Annotated in this window: 12 protein-coding genes; 4 read left to right on the top strand and 8 right to left on the bottom strand. The window is 72.4% G+C overall.

The window, feature by feature from the left end; genetic code table 11:
- Positions 1 to 43: 43 nt before the first annotated feature.
- From cimA to ABZ725_RS35600, 7 genes are all read right to left on the bottom strand, one after another.
- On the bottom strand, positions 44 to 1,648 hold the full coding sequence (gene cimA / locus ABZ725_RS35570; RefSeq protein WP_358806545.1) for a citramalate synthase: 1,605 nt from the start codon (positions 1,646 to 1,648) through the stop codon (positions 44 to 46).
- Positions 1,649 to 1,976: 328 nt separating this feature from the next.
- Entirely contained in the window at positions 1,977 to 3,065 is a 1,089-nt protein-coding gene (locus ABZ725_RS35575) for a branched-chain amino acid aminotransferase (RefSeq protein WP_358806546.1), read from the bottom strand.
- A 249-nt stretch (positions 3,066 to 3,314) separates the two neighbouring features.
- Complete coding sequence (locus ABZ725_RS35580) at positions 3,315 to 4,358, bottom strand: 3-isopropylmalate dehydrogenase (RefSeq protein WP_358806547.1); 1,044 nt, start codon at positions 4,356 to 4,358, stop codon at positions 3,315 to 3,317.
- 207 nt (positions 4,359 to 4,565) lie between these two features.
- On the bottom strand, positions 4,566 to 4,697 hold the full coding sequence (locus ABZ725_RS35585) for a hypothetical protein (RefSeq protein WP_351911685.1): 132 nt from the start codon (positions 4,695 to 4,697) through the stop codon (positions 4,566 to 4,568).
- 174 nt (positions 4,698 to 4,871) lie between these two features.
- On the bottom strand, positions 4,872 to 5,774 hold the full coding sequence (locus ABZ725_RS35590) for an alpha/beta hydrolase (protein WP_358806548.1): 903 nt from the start codon (positions 5,772 to 5,774) through the stop codon (positions 4,872 to 4,874).
- Between the two features lie 42 nt (positions 5,775 to 5,816).
- Positions 5,817 to 7,448, bottom strand: a complete 1,632-nt coding sequence (gene pruA / locus ABZ725_RS35595) for an L-glutamate gamma-semialdehyde dehydrogenase (RefSeq protein ID WP_358806549.1) — start codon at positions 7,446 to 7,448, stop codon at positions 5,817 to 5,819.
- A gap of 39 nt (positions 7,449 to 7,487) precedes the next feature.
- A complete protein-coding gene (locus ABZ725_RS35600) occupies positions 7,488 to 8,414 on the bottom strand; it encodes a proline dehydrogenase family protein (protein ID WP_358806550.1) in 927 nt (308 codons plus the stop codon).
- Between the two features lie 127 nt (positions 8,415 to 8,541).
- Here ABZ725_RS35600 and ABZ725_RS35605 point away from each other — a divergent pair, with 127 nt between their 5' ends.
- Complete coding sequence (locus ABZ725_RS35605; RefSeq protein ID WP_358806551.1) at positions 8,542 to 9,726, top strand: helix-turn-helix domain-containing protein; 1,185 nt, start codon at positions 8,542 to 8,544, stop codon at positions 9,724 to 9,726.
- Between the two features lie 42 nt (positions 9,727 to 9,768).
- On the opposite strand, the gene ABZ725_RS35610 is transcribed toward ABZ725_RS35605, so the two are convergent.
- Positions 9,769 to 11,214 carry a hypothetical protein gene (locus ABZ725_RS35610; RefSeq protein ID WP_358806552.1) on the bottom strand — a complete coding sequence of 482 codons (1,446 nt, stop codon included), beginning with the start codon at positions 11,212 to 11,214 and terminating at the stop codon, positions 9,769 to 9,771.
- A gap of 145 nt (positions 11,215 to 11,359) precedes the next feature.
- On the opposite strand from ABZ725_RS35610, the gene ABZ725_RS35615 reads away from it, so the two are divergent.
- The 3 genes from ABZ725_RS35615 to ABZ725_RS35625 are packed head-to-tail and all read left to right on the top strand — an operon-like array spanning position 11,360 to position 15,598.
- Positions 11,360 to 12,853, top strand: coding sequence for an ABC transporter substrate-binding protein (locus ABZ725_RS35615; RefSeq protein ID WP_358806553.1), 1,494 nt, complete (start codon positions 11,360 to 11,362; stop codon positions 12,851 to 12,853).
- Positions 12,850 to 14,679, top strand: coding sequence for an ABC transporter permease subunit (locus tag ABZ725_RS35620; RefSeq protein WP_358806554.1), 1,830 nt, complete (start codon positions 12,850 to 12,852; stop codon positions 14,677 to 14,679). Before ABZ725_RS35615 ends, ABZ725_RS35620 begins: the two co-directional genes overlap by 4 nt.
- Positions 14,594 to 15,598, top strand: a complete 1,005-nt coding sequence (locus tag ABZ725_RS35625) for an ABC transporter ATP-binding protein (RefSeq protein ID WP_358806555.1) — start codon at positions 14,594 to 14,596, stop codon at positions 15,596 to 15,598. The genes ABZ725_RS35620 and ABZ725_RS35625 overlap by 86 nt, the downstream gene beginning before the upstream one ends.
- Positions 15,599 to 15,605 lie beyond the last annotated feature (7 nt).

Genomic DNA, 15,605 nt, shown 5'->3' on the forward strand with positions numbered 1-15,605 from the left:
CTACCCGAAACCCACCGATACCAGACATGCCGTGGACGGGGAACTACTCCGCCGGGTCCACGCCCGCCTTCAGCAGCCCGTAGGTGCACGCGTCCTCCAGGGCCTGCCACGAGGCCGCGATGACGTTCTCGGCGACGCCGACCGTGGACCACTCGCCGGCGCCGTCGGTCGTGGAGATCAGGACGCGGGTGGTGGACTCGGTGCCGTGCACGCCCTCCAGGATGCGGACCTTGTAGTCGACCAGCTCGAGCTTGGCCAGCTGGGGGTAGATCTTCTCCAGGGCCACGCGCAGCGCGCGGTCCAGGGCGTTGACCGGGCCGTTGCCCTCCGCCGTCGCGACGATCCGCTCGCCCTTGGCCCACAGCTTGACCGTGGCCTCGTTGGCGTGGGTGCCGTCGGGGCGGTCCTCGACGATGGCGCGCCAGGACTCGACCTCGAAGTACTTCAGCGGCTTGCCCTCGACCTCGGCGCGCAGCAGGAGTTCGAAGGAGGCGTCCGCGGCCTCGTAGGTGTAGCCCTTGAGCTCGCGCTCCTTGACCCGCTCCACGACCCGGCCGACCACTTCGCGGTCGTCGCCCAGGTCGACGCCGAGTTCCTTGCCCTTGAGCTCGACGGAGGCGCGGCCGGCCATGTCGGAGACCAGCATCCGCATGGTGTTGCCGACCTGCTCGGGGTCGATGTGCTGGTAGAGGTCGGGGTCGACCTTGATGGCCGAGGCGTGCAGGCCCGCCTTGTGGGCGAAGGCCGAGACTCCCACGTAGGGCTGATGCGTGGACGGCGTGAGGTTGACGACCTCGGCGATCGCGTGCGAGATCCGGGTCATCTCGCGCAGCCGGCCCTCGGGCAGCACCTTCTTGCCGTACTTCAGCTCCAGGGCGGCGACCACCGGGAACAGGTTGGCGTTGCCGACCCGCTCGCCGTAGCCGTTCGCCGTGCACTGGACGTGCGTCGCGCCCGCGTCCACCGCGGCGAGGGTGTTGGCGACCGCGCAGCCGGTGTCGTCCTGGGCATGGATGCCGAGGCGGGCGCCGGTGTCGGCGAGGACGGTGGAGACGACCGCCTGGATCTGCGCGGGGAGCATGCCGCCGTTGGTGTCGCAGAGGATGACCACGTCCGCGCCGGCCTCGGCGGCCGCCCGGACGACCGCCTTGGCGTACTCCGGGTTCGCGCGGTAGCCGTCGAAGAAGTGCTCGCAGTCGACGAAGACCCGGCGGCCCTGGCTCTTCAGGAAGGACACCGTGTCGCCGACCATCGCCAGGTTCTCGTCCAGCGTCGTGCGCAGGGCCAGCTCGACATGCCGGTCGTGGGACTTCGCGACCAGGGTGATCACCCCGGCGCCCGACTCCAGCAGCGCCCTGACCTGCGGGTCCTCCGCCGCCTTGGCGCCGGCCCGGCGGGTCGCGCCGAAGGCGACCAGCGCCGCGTTCTTGAAGTCGATCTCGGCCTGCGCGCGGGCGAAGAACTCGGTGTCCCGGGGGTTGGCGCCGGGCCAGCCGCCTTCGATGAAGCCCACTCCGAAGTCGTCCAGGTGCCGGGCGATGGCCAGCTTGTCGGCGACGGTGAGGTTGATGCCCTCACGCTGCGCGCCGTCGCGCAGGGTGGTGTCGAAGACGTGGAAGGAGTCGTCGAGTTCGCTGGTTTCGGTCATGGTCTGAAGGCTCCTGTGTTGGATCTCGGTCGTTACCGGAATGACCGGCTCCACCATCCCCCCATGGTCCCTCGCGCTCTCGCTCCCGGCTGCGGGTGGGCCAGAAAAGCGAAAAACCTCTCGCGGGTGCGAGAGGTCTGCGCGCGGGTCGAGGACACGATGTCCGCTCGTACCGTGTCGTACGGAGCGGTCACTGCGGACCGGCGCGCCTGCTGCCAATAATCATGGCGAACGAGAGCACGGGGGCAGTCTGGCACAGACCGCCCCCGCGCTCACGGGTGTCTCAGAATGCGAGCAATGCGCCCACCGGCGATCACCCGTAAGGGTGTCAGCCCAGCTCGTGCATCCAGCCGTGCCGGTCCTCGGCCGTGCCGCGCTGGATGTCCAGCAGGGCCTGGCGGAGCTTGAGGGTGACCTCGCCGGGCTCGCCGTCCGACTGCCGCCACTCGCCGCCGGTGCGCTTGACCGTGCCGACCGGGGTGATCACGGCGGCGGTGCCGCAGGCGAAGACCTCCTTCAGCGTGCCGTTCTCGGAGTCGCGCTGCCACTGGTCGACGGAGACGCGGCCCTCCTCGGCCGGGTAGCCGAGGTCGCGGGCGACGGTGAGGAGGCTGTCGCGGGTGACGCCCTCCAGGATGGAGCCGGTGAGGGACGGGGTGACGATCTTGTCCTCGTACACGAAGTACAGGTTCATGCCGCCGAGTTCCTCGACCCACTTGCGCTCGACCGCGTCGAGGTAGCAGACCTGGGCGCAGCCCTGTTCGGCGGCCTCGGCCTGGGCGAGCAGGGAGGCGGCGTAGTTGCCGCCCGTCTTGGCGTCGCCCATGCCGCCGGGGACGGCCCGGACGTGCTCCTCGGAGACCCAGATGGAGACGGGCTTCACACCGCCCGGGAAGTAGGCGCCGGCGGGCGAGGCGATGACCAGGAAGAGGTACTCGTTGGCCGGCTTCACGCCCAGCCCGACCTCGGTCGCGATCATGAAGGGGCGCAGGTAGAGGGACTCCTCGCCGCCGTGCGCGGGCACCCAGTCCTTGTCCTGGCCGACGAGGGCGTCGCACGCCTCGATGAACGTCTCGACCGGTAGCTCGGGCATGGCCAGGCGGCGGGCGGAGCGCTGGAAGCGCTTGGCGTTCTGGTCCGGGCGGAAGGTGGCGACGGAGCCGTCGGGGCGGCGGTAGGCCTTCAGGCCCTCGAAGATCTCCTGCGCGTAGTGCAGGACCATGGTGGCCGGGTCCAGGGGGATCGGCGCGTACGGAACGAGCTGGCCGTCGTGCCAGCCGCGGCCCTCGGTCCACTTGATCGTCACCATGTGGTCGGTGAAGTGGCGGCCGAAACCGGGGTTCGCCAGTATCGCCTGCCGCTCGGCGGTGGAGGTCGGGCTGGCGGAGGGCTTGAGCTCGATCGTGGGCGTCGTCATGAGTGGTTGTCCTTCACCGGTTGTGTAGTGACGGGCCGCGCTCACGTCCGAACGGCCGGTGGCCGGTGCTAGGACGTCCGAGCATTCCCTCATACCGCGGCTCCGCGTTCGATTATCGCAAGCGGGGTCCGAGGAAGAAAACGGCGTGAATGCGACCCAGGGTTGATGGTGGCACCCGGCCGGACATACGAGAAGCCGCCGGGTGCGGATGCGACCCGGCGGCTTCGAAAGGTTTCGTGCAGCGCGGGGTCAGCCGGCTACTCGTACGGAGAGCGCGTCACCGATCTCGGAGGTGCTGCGCGCGGGCAGCGAACCGCGCTCCGCCAGGTCGGCGGAGACGGCTTCCTCGATACGGACCGCTTCCGCCTCGTGGCCGAGGTGACGCAGCAGCAGGGCGACGGACAGGACCGTGGCGGTGGGGTCGGCCTTGCCCTGGCCGGCGATGTCCGGGGCCGAGCCGTGCACCGGCTCGAACATGGACGGGAACTCGCCGGACGGGTTGATGTTCCCGCTCGCGGCGACGCCGATGCCGCCGGAGACGGCCGCGGCGAGGTCGGTGATGATGTCGCCGAAGAGGTTGTCGGTGACGATGACGTCGAACCGGCCCGGGTCGGTGACCAGGTAGATCGTGGCCGCGTCGACGTGGATGTAGTCGGTGGTGACCTCGGGGAACTCCTCGGCCACCTGGTTGAAGACGTTCGTCCACAGGTGACCGGCGAAGGCCAGCACGTTGTTCTTGTGGACCAGCGTCAGCTTCTTGCGGGGGCGGGCCTGGGCGCGGGCGAACGCGTCCCGGACGACGCGCTCGACGCCGAAGGCCGTGTTCACGGAGACCTCGGTGGCGACCTCGTGCGGGGTGCCCTTGCGGATCGTGCCGCCGTTGCCGGTGTACGGGCCCTCGGTGCCCTCGCGGACCACGATGAAGTCGATCTCGGGCTGGCCGGCCAGCGGGGTGGCGACACCCGGGAGGAGCTTCGAGGGACGCAGGTTCACATGGTGGTCGAAGAGGAAGCGCAGCTTGAGCAGGAAGCCCCGCTCCAGGACGCCGGACGGGACGCTCGGGTCGCCGATCGCGCCGAGCAGGATGGCGTCGTGCTGCTTGAGCGCCTCGGCGTCGGCGTCGGTGAGGGTCTCACCGGTGGCGTGGTAGCGCCGGGCGCCGAAGTCGTACTCCTTGGTCTCCAGCTTCACATCCTGCGGGAGGACGGCGGAGAGGACCTTGAGACCTTCGGCCACGACCTCCTGGCCGATGCCGTCACCGGGAATCACTGCGAGATTGAGGCTGCGAGACATGCGGGAACCCTACTCCTCCGTCCCATGGGATGACATGAACTGTCCGCCATACGGACGGCGGAGTCGAGGTGCGGCGCGGGTCCCGAAGTCCCGTTCGGGGCCCGCGCCACACCCCGTGCGGGTGCGGCTCCCGGACTTGCGGCCGACTCGACTCGACTCGGCTCAGCGCCGATCGGCGCGTATCGGCTCAGCTCTGCCCAGTTCGGCTCAGTGGCCGGTCTCGCCGCCGTTGTCACGGCGGTCGAGGGCGCGCTGGAGGGCGGCGGCGGCGTTCTTGCGGTCGGACTCGCTCGTACCGGAGACGTGACGGACTCGGCGGCGGACGGTCGTCTCGGCCATGGGAAATCGACTCCTTCGAATTCCAGGGAGTGCTGAAGGGGGGTGCGAGACGCCGGTGGGCGGGGAGCGGGCCGCAGGGGTTGCCTGCACGGGGCCCGGCTCACGACCGCCATTCGCTTGATCGAGCGAGACGTTCGGCTCCTACAAAGCTAAGCGAGGAGCGCGCGCCTGTCTCTACAAATACTCGGACTTCCTACTATCTGAGACGGCGCCCCCGTCGAGGGCCGCCGCCACGGCCTCCCGGAAGCCCCTCGGCTGCTCCACCCACGGCAGGTGCCCGGCCTCCGGAAAGATCACCCGCCGTCCCCGCGGCAGAGCCCGCTTCAGCGAGTCGACCGCCGAACGCGGCCGGATGTCGCGGGCGCCGTCGACGATCGTCACGGGCACGTCGAGCGCCTGGCAGGCGGTGTACAGCTCGGGGGCGCCCCAGGCGCGTCCGGTCTCGGCGTTCAGGGCGTCGTTGCACTCCACGTTGATCCCGAACCAGGGGTCGGCCATGCGTCCGGCGTGCTCCAGCGCCCGGTCCCGGTCCTCGAACTCGATCGACCACTGGAGCACGGCCCGCTCGGGGTCCTCCTTCGGCAGCTCCCGCCAGCGGGCGAGCCGTTCGGGCGCCTCCCCGAGCCGGGCGAGGAAGTTCTCGCCGAACGGCCCGTGCCAGGAGGACACCGGGTCGATGCCCGTACCGCTGACGTACAGCAGCGCGCCGACGCGTTCCGGGTGGGCCAGCGCATAGCTCAGCGCGAGCTGCGCGCCCCAGGAGTGACCGAGCAGCGCCATCCGTTCGAGGCCGAAGTGCCGTCGTACGGCGTCCAGATCGGCCACGAAGCGCTCGGTGGTCCACGGTCCGGCGCAGCGCTCCGACCGCCCGCAGCCGCGCTGGTCCCAGCGGATCACCGGCGCCAGGTCGTCGAGCAGGGCGGCCACGTCCTCGAACATGTCCCACAGCCCGGGCCCGCCGTGGCACAGCACCAGGGCTTCGCCCGCCTCGCCGCGGCCCGACCGCGCGGCCCACAGCCGCACTCCGTCGTCGGCCTTCACGGTCACGCTCTCCGTCATGTCTGTCATGTCTGTCATGGCGAAGAGTGTGACCGGCGACCGGGTAGGGCTGAGTGGGTGTCAGCCCATGTGCGGGTACGTGTAGTCGGTCGGCGGGACCAGGGTCTCCTTGATGGCGCGGGTCAGCGTCCAGCGCATCAGGTTCTGCGGGGCGCCGGCCTTGTCGTCGGTGCCGGAGGCACGGCCGCCGCCGAAGGGCTGCTGGCCGACGACGGCGCCGGTCGACTTGTCGTTGATGTAGAAGTTGCCGGCCGCGTAGCGCAGCTTCTCCATCGTGTACGCGGCGGCCGCGCGGTCGTTCGCGATGACCGAGCCGGTGAGCGCGTAGTCGGACACCGACTCCATCTGCGTCAGCATCTCGTCGTAGGCGTCGTCCTCGTAGACGTGCACGGCGAGGAACGGGCCGAAGTACTCGGTCGTGAAGACCTCGTTCGCCGGGTCGGTGCACTCGACGACGGTCGGGCGGACGAACCAGCCGACCGAGTCGTCGTAGGAGCCGCCCGCGACGATCGTGCAGGTCGGGTCCGCCTTCGCACGGTCGATGGCGGCCTTGTTCTTGGCGAAGGAACGCTCGTCGATGACGGCGCCGATGAAGTTGGCGAGGTCGGTGACGTCACCCATGGTGAGGTGGTCGACCTCGGCGGCGAACTCCTCCTTGAAGCCGGAGTTCCACATCGACGCCGGAATGTAGGCGCGCGAGGTCGCGCTGCACTTCTGGCCCTGGTACTCGAACGCGCCGCGCGTGAGGGCGGTCTTGAGAACCGCGCGGTCGGCGCTCGGGTGGGCGACGACGAAGTCCTTGCCGCCGGTCTCACCGACCAGCCGCGGGTAGGAGCGGTACTTCTCGATGTTGGCGCCGACCGTCTTCCACAGGTACTGGAACGTCTTGGTCGAGCCGGTGAAGTGGATGCCGGCCAGGTCGCGGTGGTTCAGGGCCACGTCGGAGACCTCGATGCCGTCGCCGGTGACGAGGTTGATGACGCCCTTGGGCAGCCCGGCCTCCTCCAGCAACTGCAGCAGCAGGACGGCCGCGTGGGTCTGGGTCGGCGACGGCTTCCACACGACCACGTTGCCCATCAGCGCGGGCGCGGTCGGCAGGTTGCCGGCGATGGCCGTGAAGTTGAACGGCGTGATGGCGTAGACGAAGCCCTCGAGCGGACGGTGGTCGAGGCGGTTCCAGACGCCCGGCGAGTTCGCCGGGGGCTGCTCGGCCAGGATCTGGCGGGCGTAGGCGACGTTGAAGCGCCAGAAGTCGACCAGTTCGCAGGGACAGTCGATCTCCGCCTGCTGGGCGGTCTTCGACTGGCCGAGCATGGTGGAGGCGGCCAGCGTCTCGCGCCAGGGACCGGCGAGCAGTTCGGCGGCGCGCAGAATGATCGCGGCGCGGTCGTCGAAGGACATCGCGCGCCAGGCGGGCGCGGCGGCGAGGGCCGCGTCGACGGCGTCCCGGGCGTCCTGCCGGGTGGCGTTGGCGTAGGTGCCGAGGCGGGCCTTGTGGTGGTGCGGCTGCACGACGTCGAACCGCTTGCCGCCGCCCATCCGCCGCTCGCCGCCGATGGTGCAGGGCAGCTCGATCGGGTTGTCGGCCAGCTCCTTGAGCTTGGCCTCCAGCCGGGAGCGCTCGGGCGAGCCGGGGGCGTAGCCGTGCACCGGCTCGTTGACGGGGGTGGGGACCTGGGTCACAGCGTCCATGGGATCCGTAACTCCTTGAACTTGAGCGGGTGTTCGGGCTCAGCCTTTGGTGATCATGCTGCGGACGAAGAACCGCAGGTTGGCCGGCTTCTCCGCGAGCCGGCGCATGAAGTAGCCGTACCAGTCGGTGCCGTAGGCGGTGTAGACGCGCATGCGGTGGCCTTCGGCGGCCAGCCGCAGGTGCTCGTCGCTCCGGATGCCGTAGAGCATCTGGAACTCGTACTCGTCGAGCTTGCGGCCGGCGCGGTGGGCGAGCTCCTGCGCGATGGTGATCAGGCGCGGGTCGTGGGATCCGACCATCGGGTACCCGGCGCCGTCCATGAGGATCCTCAGGATCCGGACGTACGCCTTGTCGGTCTCGCGTTTCTGCTGGTGGGCGACTTCGGCGGGCTCCTTGTAGGCGCCCTTGACCAGCCGTACCCGGCTGCCGTTCGCGGCGAGACGGCGGGCGTCGGCCTCGGTGCGGAAGAGGTACGCCTGGATGACGCAGCCGGTCTGCGGGAAGTCCTCCCGCAGTGCGTCGTGGATGGCGAACATCGAGTCGAGGGTGGTGTGGTCCTCGGCGTCGAGGGTGACGGTGGTGCCGATGGCGGCGGCGGCCTCCACGACCGGGCGGACGTTGGCCAGGGCCAGCTCGTGGCCGCCGTCGAGCGCTTGGCCGAACATGGACAGCTTCACGGACATCTCGACCCGTTCGCCGAGGTCGAGCGCGCCGAGCCGGTCGATCAGCGCCAGGTAGGCGTCGCGGGCGGCGGCCGCCTGCCCGGGGGTGGTGATGTCCTCGCCGACGACGTCCATCGTCAGCTCCAGCCCCTCGGCCGTGAGCTCCTCGATGATCGGGACGACGTCGTCGACCGTCTCACCGGGGATGAAGCGGTCCACGACCTGTTTCGTCACCGGGGCCGCCGAGATCAGGCGTCGCATCCGGTCGCTGCGCGACGCGGCAAGAATCACGGGACCCAGCACGGGGCACCTCCACAAACCAGCAGATAGAACCACCGTGAAACCTAAGGATCCCTCCGATCGTCGGCCATCGACACCTGTCACGCATCCGTGCCACAGATCTCAGACAGATGTATGAAGGCTTTCGAAAATGCGGGAGAATGCCCGGGTGACAGCCGACTACAAAGGCGACTACCAGGAACTGGTCGATGAGATCTCGGAGCTCCTCGACGCTCCCGCGACCCTGGAGAACCGGGACTTCGAGCTGATCGCCTTCGGCGCGTACGACAGCGAGGGTGAGCTGGACGCGTCCGCGCTGGACCCGGTGCGCACCCGCTCGATCCTGACCCGCCGCTCCACGGCGGCCGTCCGCACCTGGTTCGAGGGCTTCGGCATCACACGCGCGAGCGGCCCGGTCCGGATCCCGCCGACCCCGGAGGCGGGGGTGTACCGGGGGCGGGTCTGCCTCCCGGTACGGCATCGGGGGGTCGTCCTCGGCTACGTCTGGCTGCTGGACGACGATCCCGGGCCGTCACAGGCCCAGTTGGCGGCCGCGATGGAGGTGACCGCCCGGATCGGCGCGCTGCTCGCCGACGAGGCCCAGCACGGGGCCGACCTCACCCGGGAGCTGCGGGCGGTGCTGACCGCGCAGCCCGGCTGGCAGCGGGACATGGCGGTCGCGGAGCTGCGCACCGCGCTCGGCGCCCGCGCGGACGGTCCGCACACGGTGGTGTGCGTGACCCCGTGGCCGTCCGCCGACCCGGACGACGCCCCTTCCGTCCGTACGCTGCCGGGGGCGACGGCGCTGTGCACGGTGCCGTGGGGCGTCGCGTCCCAGTCCCTGGCCCTGCTGGTCCGGCTGCGCTCGACGGACACCCTCACCCCGGCGACGTCGGCGGCGGCCCGGCTCCTCGAGCGGGCGGGAGAGGCGGCCGCGGGAGTGGCCGCCGGGCGCGTCGGTCTGGCGGAACTCGGCGCCGCCTGGGAGGAGGCGTCGGCGTCGGCGCGGGCCGCCCTGGCGGAGCCCCGCCTCGGCCCGGTCGCGCGATGGGCGTCCATCGGCCCGTACCGTCTGCTGACCGCCCTGCCGCCGCAGTCCCCCCAGGACCCGGCCGTACGGGAACTGCTCGCCCCCGCCCACCGTGAACTCGCCCGCACGGCGGAGGTGTACCTCGACTGCGCGGGCCAGGCGGGTCGCACGGCTGCCGAGCTGGGAATCCACCGCCAGACGCTCTACTACCGGCTGTCCCGGGTGGAGCAGCTGACCGGCCTGGACCTGGACGACGGGGAGGACCGGCTGCTGCTGCACATGGCGCTGAAGCGGGCCCGGCTGTAGCGAGGCCCGGCTGTAGCAAGGCGGGGCCCTCCCCCGTGCTCCCTACTCGTCCAGCTCGTACAGGTCCTCCAGTTCGTCGACGCAGCTCTGGGCGACCGTCGCGGCGAACCGCGGGCAGGTCCAGGACTCCGGGCTGCGGACGTGCTCGGCGGCCGGGAACTCGTCGGGCGCGTGGAAGTGGGCGAGACCGTGCCGGAACTCCGCGCGCCCCAGGGCCGGGTGCTCGTCGGCGTGGGCGCAGTCGGCGGGCACGGGCGCGGCGGCGACGGCGCGCATCAGGTCCAGGACGCCGCGCGTCACGGCGTACAGGGGGTTCGGGTAGGCGATCCGCGTCGCCTGGTGGGCGGTGAGCAGCAGGACGGCGCGTTCGCGGGCGTCGGCGCTCTCGTGGCGGCGGGCTGCCCACAGGGCCAGGTCGTCGGCGTACTGCTCGTTGCGGCCCGTGGACTCCAGGCGGTCGGCGATCCTCTCGATCTCCAGACGGCCGTCCGCGCGCAGGTACTCGGCGTCGAGGTGGGCGGTGGGGCGCTCGCCGAAGAGCTGGTCGCGGCCCTCCACGAGGGTCGACAGCGTCTCCTCGGCGACCTCTTTCAAGCGGGCCGGACAGAGCAGCTCGTCCAGCGGAGGCTCGTCCTCGCGGTCGCGCTCGTAGATCGCCCGTCCGGCGGGGCAGCTCAGCCGCAGGCCGGTCTCGGCGGCCTCCGGGCCGCTGTTCTCCAGCTCCGGGTGTCCCTCGTGCTCGCAGGTCGCTTCGGCGTAGTGCGGCAGCGCGCCTTGGACGGCCTCGACGAGGTCGTCGAGGACCGACTTCCTGCGCACCAGGCCGGATACGACGTGCCAGCTCACCGCCCGGGCGACGAGCAGGCGTCCGGGGCGGTCCGCGTCGGCGGCGAGGGAGAGGTTCCAGCCCTGGGAGGCGAGGTCGTCGTCGGGATCGCCGTAGGGATAGAGGTGCAGCACCGACGACAGGGACTTGATGTCGCTCTGGATGTCCGACGGCAGCCGGGGCGGGACGTCCGCCGCCGAGCCCGGGTCGAGGATGTCGAGGGCGATGCGGGCGTAGCCGGCGACGTTGCGCGGGCAGAACCACTCCTCGCGCGGCTGTTCCTCGCGCCACTCGGCCGTCTCGTCCGCCTGGGCGGTCGCGAACCGCCGCGCCCACTCGGCGAGGTGCCAGTCGTCCTCTTCCGCGTCATGGATCCGGTACGGGTGCGAGGCGTGGCCGCAGGGGCGCTCGCGCAGTTCGCGGTCCGTGGCCGTCAGCGCCTCCCAGGCCGCCCGGTCGACTCCCTCGCCCGGCAGCCAGGCGACGTACGGGGCGGTCAGCGTGAGCCCCAGGGTCCAGACGAGGGCGTTCTCCCCGGCGGGGGCGGCGGCGAGCCGGGCGGCGCAGTCGAGGACCGCGCGGTCGGCGTCGGCGTCGCGGGGCGAGGTCTTCAGCTGGCGGAGGGCGTCCCAGGTGCGGGAGAGGGCGTCGATGTTCGTCACGATCTTCTCGACGCTCGGCCCTCCGAGGCAGTTCCCCCGCAGGCGGCCGCCCCTCGGCAAGATATTGAAAATGATTATCATCATGCTAATCTCGGCGCACTCGCCTTGACCACCCCTTTACTCACCCCTTGCCCCGGAGGGTTCCGTGCGCCTGCCCGCTCGCCGTCTGCTTCCCGTCACCGCCCTCACGGCCGCTTCCACGCTGCTCACCGGCTGTTTCACCGGTGACGGGTCCGCCGCCGCGGACACCGAGGGGAAACGGGTGCGGGTCGCGATGATGCAGCCGCCGCGCTCGGGGCTGTCCCCGCTCTCCGACGACGCCTTCAAGCTCTCCCGCTGGTCGACCGCCGAGACCCTCGTCGAGCTGGACGCGGACGGCGACCCGAAGGCCTCGCTCGCCACCTCCTGGCGGCAGAGCGGCCGGAGTTGGAGCTTCGAGATACGCGACGGCGTCACCTTCCACGACGGCACGAAGCTCGACGCCGAAGCGGTCGTGAGATCGCTGACCAGGGCCGCCACCGCCGCCCCCAAGCCCCGCATCCTGGACGGCGTGCAGCTCACCGTGCGGGCCGCCGACGCCGGCACGGTCACCGTCACCACCGCCGACGAGGACCCCCTGCTCCCCCAGCGGCTCAGCTCGCCGCAGTTGTCGATCCTCGCGGCGAAGGCGTACACCGGGAAGACCGTGAACCCGGTCGGGGCGGGCACCGGCCCCTTCGAGCTGACGAAGGTGAACGGGACGTCCTCCGCGACCCTCGACCGCTACGACGCCTACTGGGGCGGCAAGGCCGAGGCGCCCGGCATCGACGTACGGTTCGTGCCCGACGGCACCGCCCGCGCGGCCGCCCTGCGCAGCGGCGAGGCCGACATCGTCGAGGCGGTGCCCGTCTCGCAGGCCGCGCTGCTGGACGAGGACCTCGTCACCGAGGTGCCCATGCCCCGCACCAACACCCTGTACCTGAACACCGGGAACGGCGTGTTCGAGGACGCCTCGATGCGGGCCGCCGCCCGGGAGGCGATCGACGCCGAGTCGATCGTGCGGGGCGTCTACGAGGGGCGCGCGGACGTCGCCGAGGGCCTGCTCGGACCGGCGCTGCCGTGGGCGGCCGGGCTGCGCACGCCGGTGACCCGCGCGAAGGCGGGCGACCCGGCCGGCAAGGCGATCACCATCGGCACGTTCACCGACCGCGCCGAGCTGCCCGAGGTCGCCGCCGCCCTGCAACAGCAGCTGCAGAAGGCGGGGTTCGAGGTGAAGCTGGAGGTGCGCGAGTACGCCAACATCGAGGCGGACGCGCTGGCCGGCGCCTTCGACGCGTTCATCCTGTCCCGGGCCACCGTCCTGGACTCCGGCGACCCGGCCGCCTACCTGTACAGCGACTTCGCCTCCGACGGCTCCTTCAACATCGCCCAGCTCGACGACCCTTCCGTGGACGCCGCGGTGCACAAGGCCGCCGAGACGCCCACCGGTGAGGCCCGCCGCAAGGCCGTCATCGCCGCCGAGGCCGCCGTCCTGGCCGCCGACGCGGCCGTGCCGATGCTGCACGAGCGGGTCGTCCAGGGCGACGCCGCCGGGGTCGTCGGCGCCGCGCACGACCCGCGGGAGCGGGAGCTGGTCACGGCCGCCACCTACGTCAAGTGAGCTGGTCGGCAAGGGTGTTGAGGCCGTCCCCGGCCGCGGCCACCCGTACCCTCGCGCTCCTCGCGGTGGTCGCCGCCGTGGGTCTGCTGCCCTGGCTCTCGGGCCGCGACCCCGCCCTGACCGTCCTGCGCGCCCGTTCCGCCGAACAGGAACCCACGCGGGAGGCCCTGGCCGCGATCCGGCGCGACCTCGGCCTGGACGCGGGCCCCCTCGCCCTGCTGGGGAGTTGGGCCGCCGACCTGGCGCACGGCGACCTCGGCACGTCCTGGGTCTCCGGCACCGATGTCCTGCCGTCGGTCGCGACCGGGCTCCAGGTGTCGCTGGCGCTGATGGGCGCGGCCCTCGGCGTGGCGCTGCTGCTCGCCGTCGCACTGGTCGTACCGGTGCTGCTGCGCGGGCGGGCCTCGGCCGGTGCGGGCGCTGCGATGCTGGCCGCCGTGCCGGAGTTCCTGCTGGCCACGGTGGGACTGCTGGTGTGCGGGGTGTGGCTGGGCTGGCTGCCGACCTCGGGCTGGCAGGGGCCGCGGCACCTGGTCCTGCCGGCCGTCGCCCTCGGCGTCCCGGCCGGCGGGCTGCTCGGCCGGCTGGTCGCGGACGCGCTGCCCGCCGTCCTGGACGAGCGCTGGGCTCAGCTGTGGCGGGGCGCCGGGGTGAGCGGGGCCCGCGTCTCGGCGGCCGCGCTGCGCCGTGTGCTCCCGCCGCTGCTCCCGCAGTTCGGGATGGCCGCGGTGGGTCTGACGGGCGGCGCGGTCGCGGTGGAGACGGTGTTCGCGGTGCCCGGCATCGGCCGTACGGCCCTCGGGGCGGCCAAGTCGCAGGATCTGCCGCTGCTCCAGGGCTCGGTACTGGCGCTGCTGCTGCTCGGCCTGCTCACCGGCGCGCTGGCGGCGCTGGCCCGGCGCCGGCTGCTGGGCCCGGCGCTGCGGGAGGCCTCGCTGAGCCTGCCCCCGGCCCGCCCGGCCCGCACTCACCCGGCGATCCCGCTCGCCCTCGCCGCCGTCCTCGGGACGACGATCGGCTGGGGCCTGCTGCGCGACCCGTACGCGGTGGACACGGCCGCCCGGCTGACCCCGCCGTCCTGGGCGCACCCGCTCGGCGCCGACGGACTCGGCCGTGACGTGCTGGCCCGGCTCGGCCACGGCGCCGCCACGACCGTCGGCACGGCGGCGGCCGTCTGTCTGCTGAGCCTGGTCCTGTCGTTGGCGCTGGGCTTTCTGCCGGGCGTCGCGGCGGGCGCGGCGGACATCGCCAACGCGCTGCCCCCGGTGATCGTCGGCATCTTGGTCGCCGCGGCGGCCGGACCCGGTACCGGCGGCGCGGCCCTGGCGGTCGCGCTGATCTCCTGGCCGCCGCTGGCCTCGCACGCGGCGGCGCTGGTCCAGGAGGTGCGGGCGTCGTCGTTCCTCACCGCCCAACGGGCGATCGGAGCGACCCCGTGGTGGATCCTCAGCCGGCACGTCCTGCCGTCGGTGGCGGCCCCGGTCGCCCGGCACGCCCTGCTCCGCCTGCCCGGCATCGCCCTCGCGCTGGCCTCCCTGGGCTTCCTCGGCCTGGGCGCCCAGCCGCCCGCCCCCGAGTGGGGCCTGCTCCTCGACGAGTCCCGCGCCTACGTGGAACGGGCCCCGTGGGCGGCCCTCGCGCCGGCGGTCGCCCTGGCCCTGCTGGCGGGCCTGGCCGTGTCGGGAGCGGCGTACACCCAGGGCCGTGGCCGTGCGCGAACGACGAAGAAGGAGAACCCCGTTGCCCCAGTTCACTCCGCTGCCCCCGTCGACCCCGCTGCTCCCGTCGCCCCCGACGGCGTCCGAGCCCCTGCTCCGCGTCCGTGACCTGCGGATCTCCGTCGGCGGCCGGGAGGCCGTGCGCGGGGTGTCGTTCGACGTCCGGGCGCGCGAGGTGTTCGCCCTGGTGGGCGAGTCGGGCGCGGGCAAGAGCCTGACCGCCCGGGCGCTGCTGGGCATGCTGCCGCGACAGGCCACGACCACCGGCACCGTCCACCCGGACCTTTCCGGAGCGCGTGGCCGCCGGATCGCCCTGGTCCCGCAGGACGCGCTCTCCGCGCTCTCCCCCGTCCACCCGGTGGGCGACCAACTCGCGGCGGCCGTACGGTCGGTGAGCGGTCTCTCCCGGCGGGCGGCGCGGGCGCGCGCGGTGGCCGCGCTGGACCGGGTGGGCATCCCCGACGCGGCCCGCACGGCACGCGCGTACCCGCACGAGTACTCCGGCGGCATGCGCCAGCGGGCCGTCATCGCGATGGCGGTCGTCAACGAACCGGAGATCCTGGTCGCCGACGAGCCGACCACCGCGCTGGACGCCGACCGCCGGGAGTCGGTGCTGAAGCTGCTCGCGGAACAGCGGGAAGCGGTCGGCGCGGCGCTCGTGCTGGTCACCCATGACATGGACGCGGTACGGCGGCACGCGCACCGGATGCTGGTGATGTACGCCGGCCGCGCGGTGGAGACGGGCCCGGCGCGCGAGATCCTGGCGCACCCGCGGGCGCCGTACACCGCGGGCCTGCTGGCCGCCCTCCCCCGGGCCGAAGGCCCCCGGCGCCGTCGGCTGCCCGCCCTCCCCGGCACCCCTCCCCCGCCGGGGACACTGCCGCCGGGCTGTGCGTTCGCCCCGCGCTGCCCCCTGGCCGCCGAGGTCTGCCACCGCGAGGAGCCGGCCGAGCACGAGGTCGCCGGACGCCTGGTCGCCTGTCATCGCGCCGGCGAAGTCACCGATCCCCTGGGGGAGTTCGTATGACCGGGAC

It is taken from the genome of Streptomyces sp. NPDC006872, from assembly GCF_040635845.1.
Classification (GTDB): Bacteria; Actinomycetota; Actinomycetes; order Streptomycetales; family Streptomycetaceae; genus Streptomyces.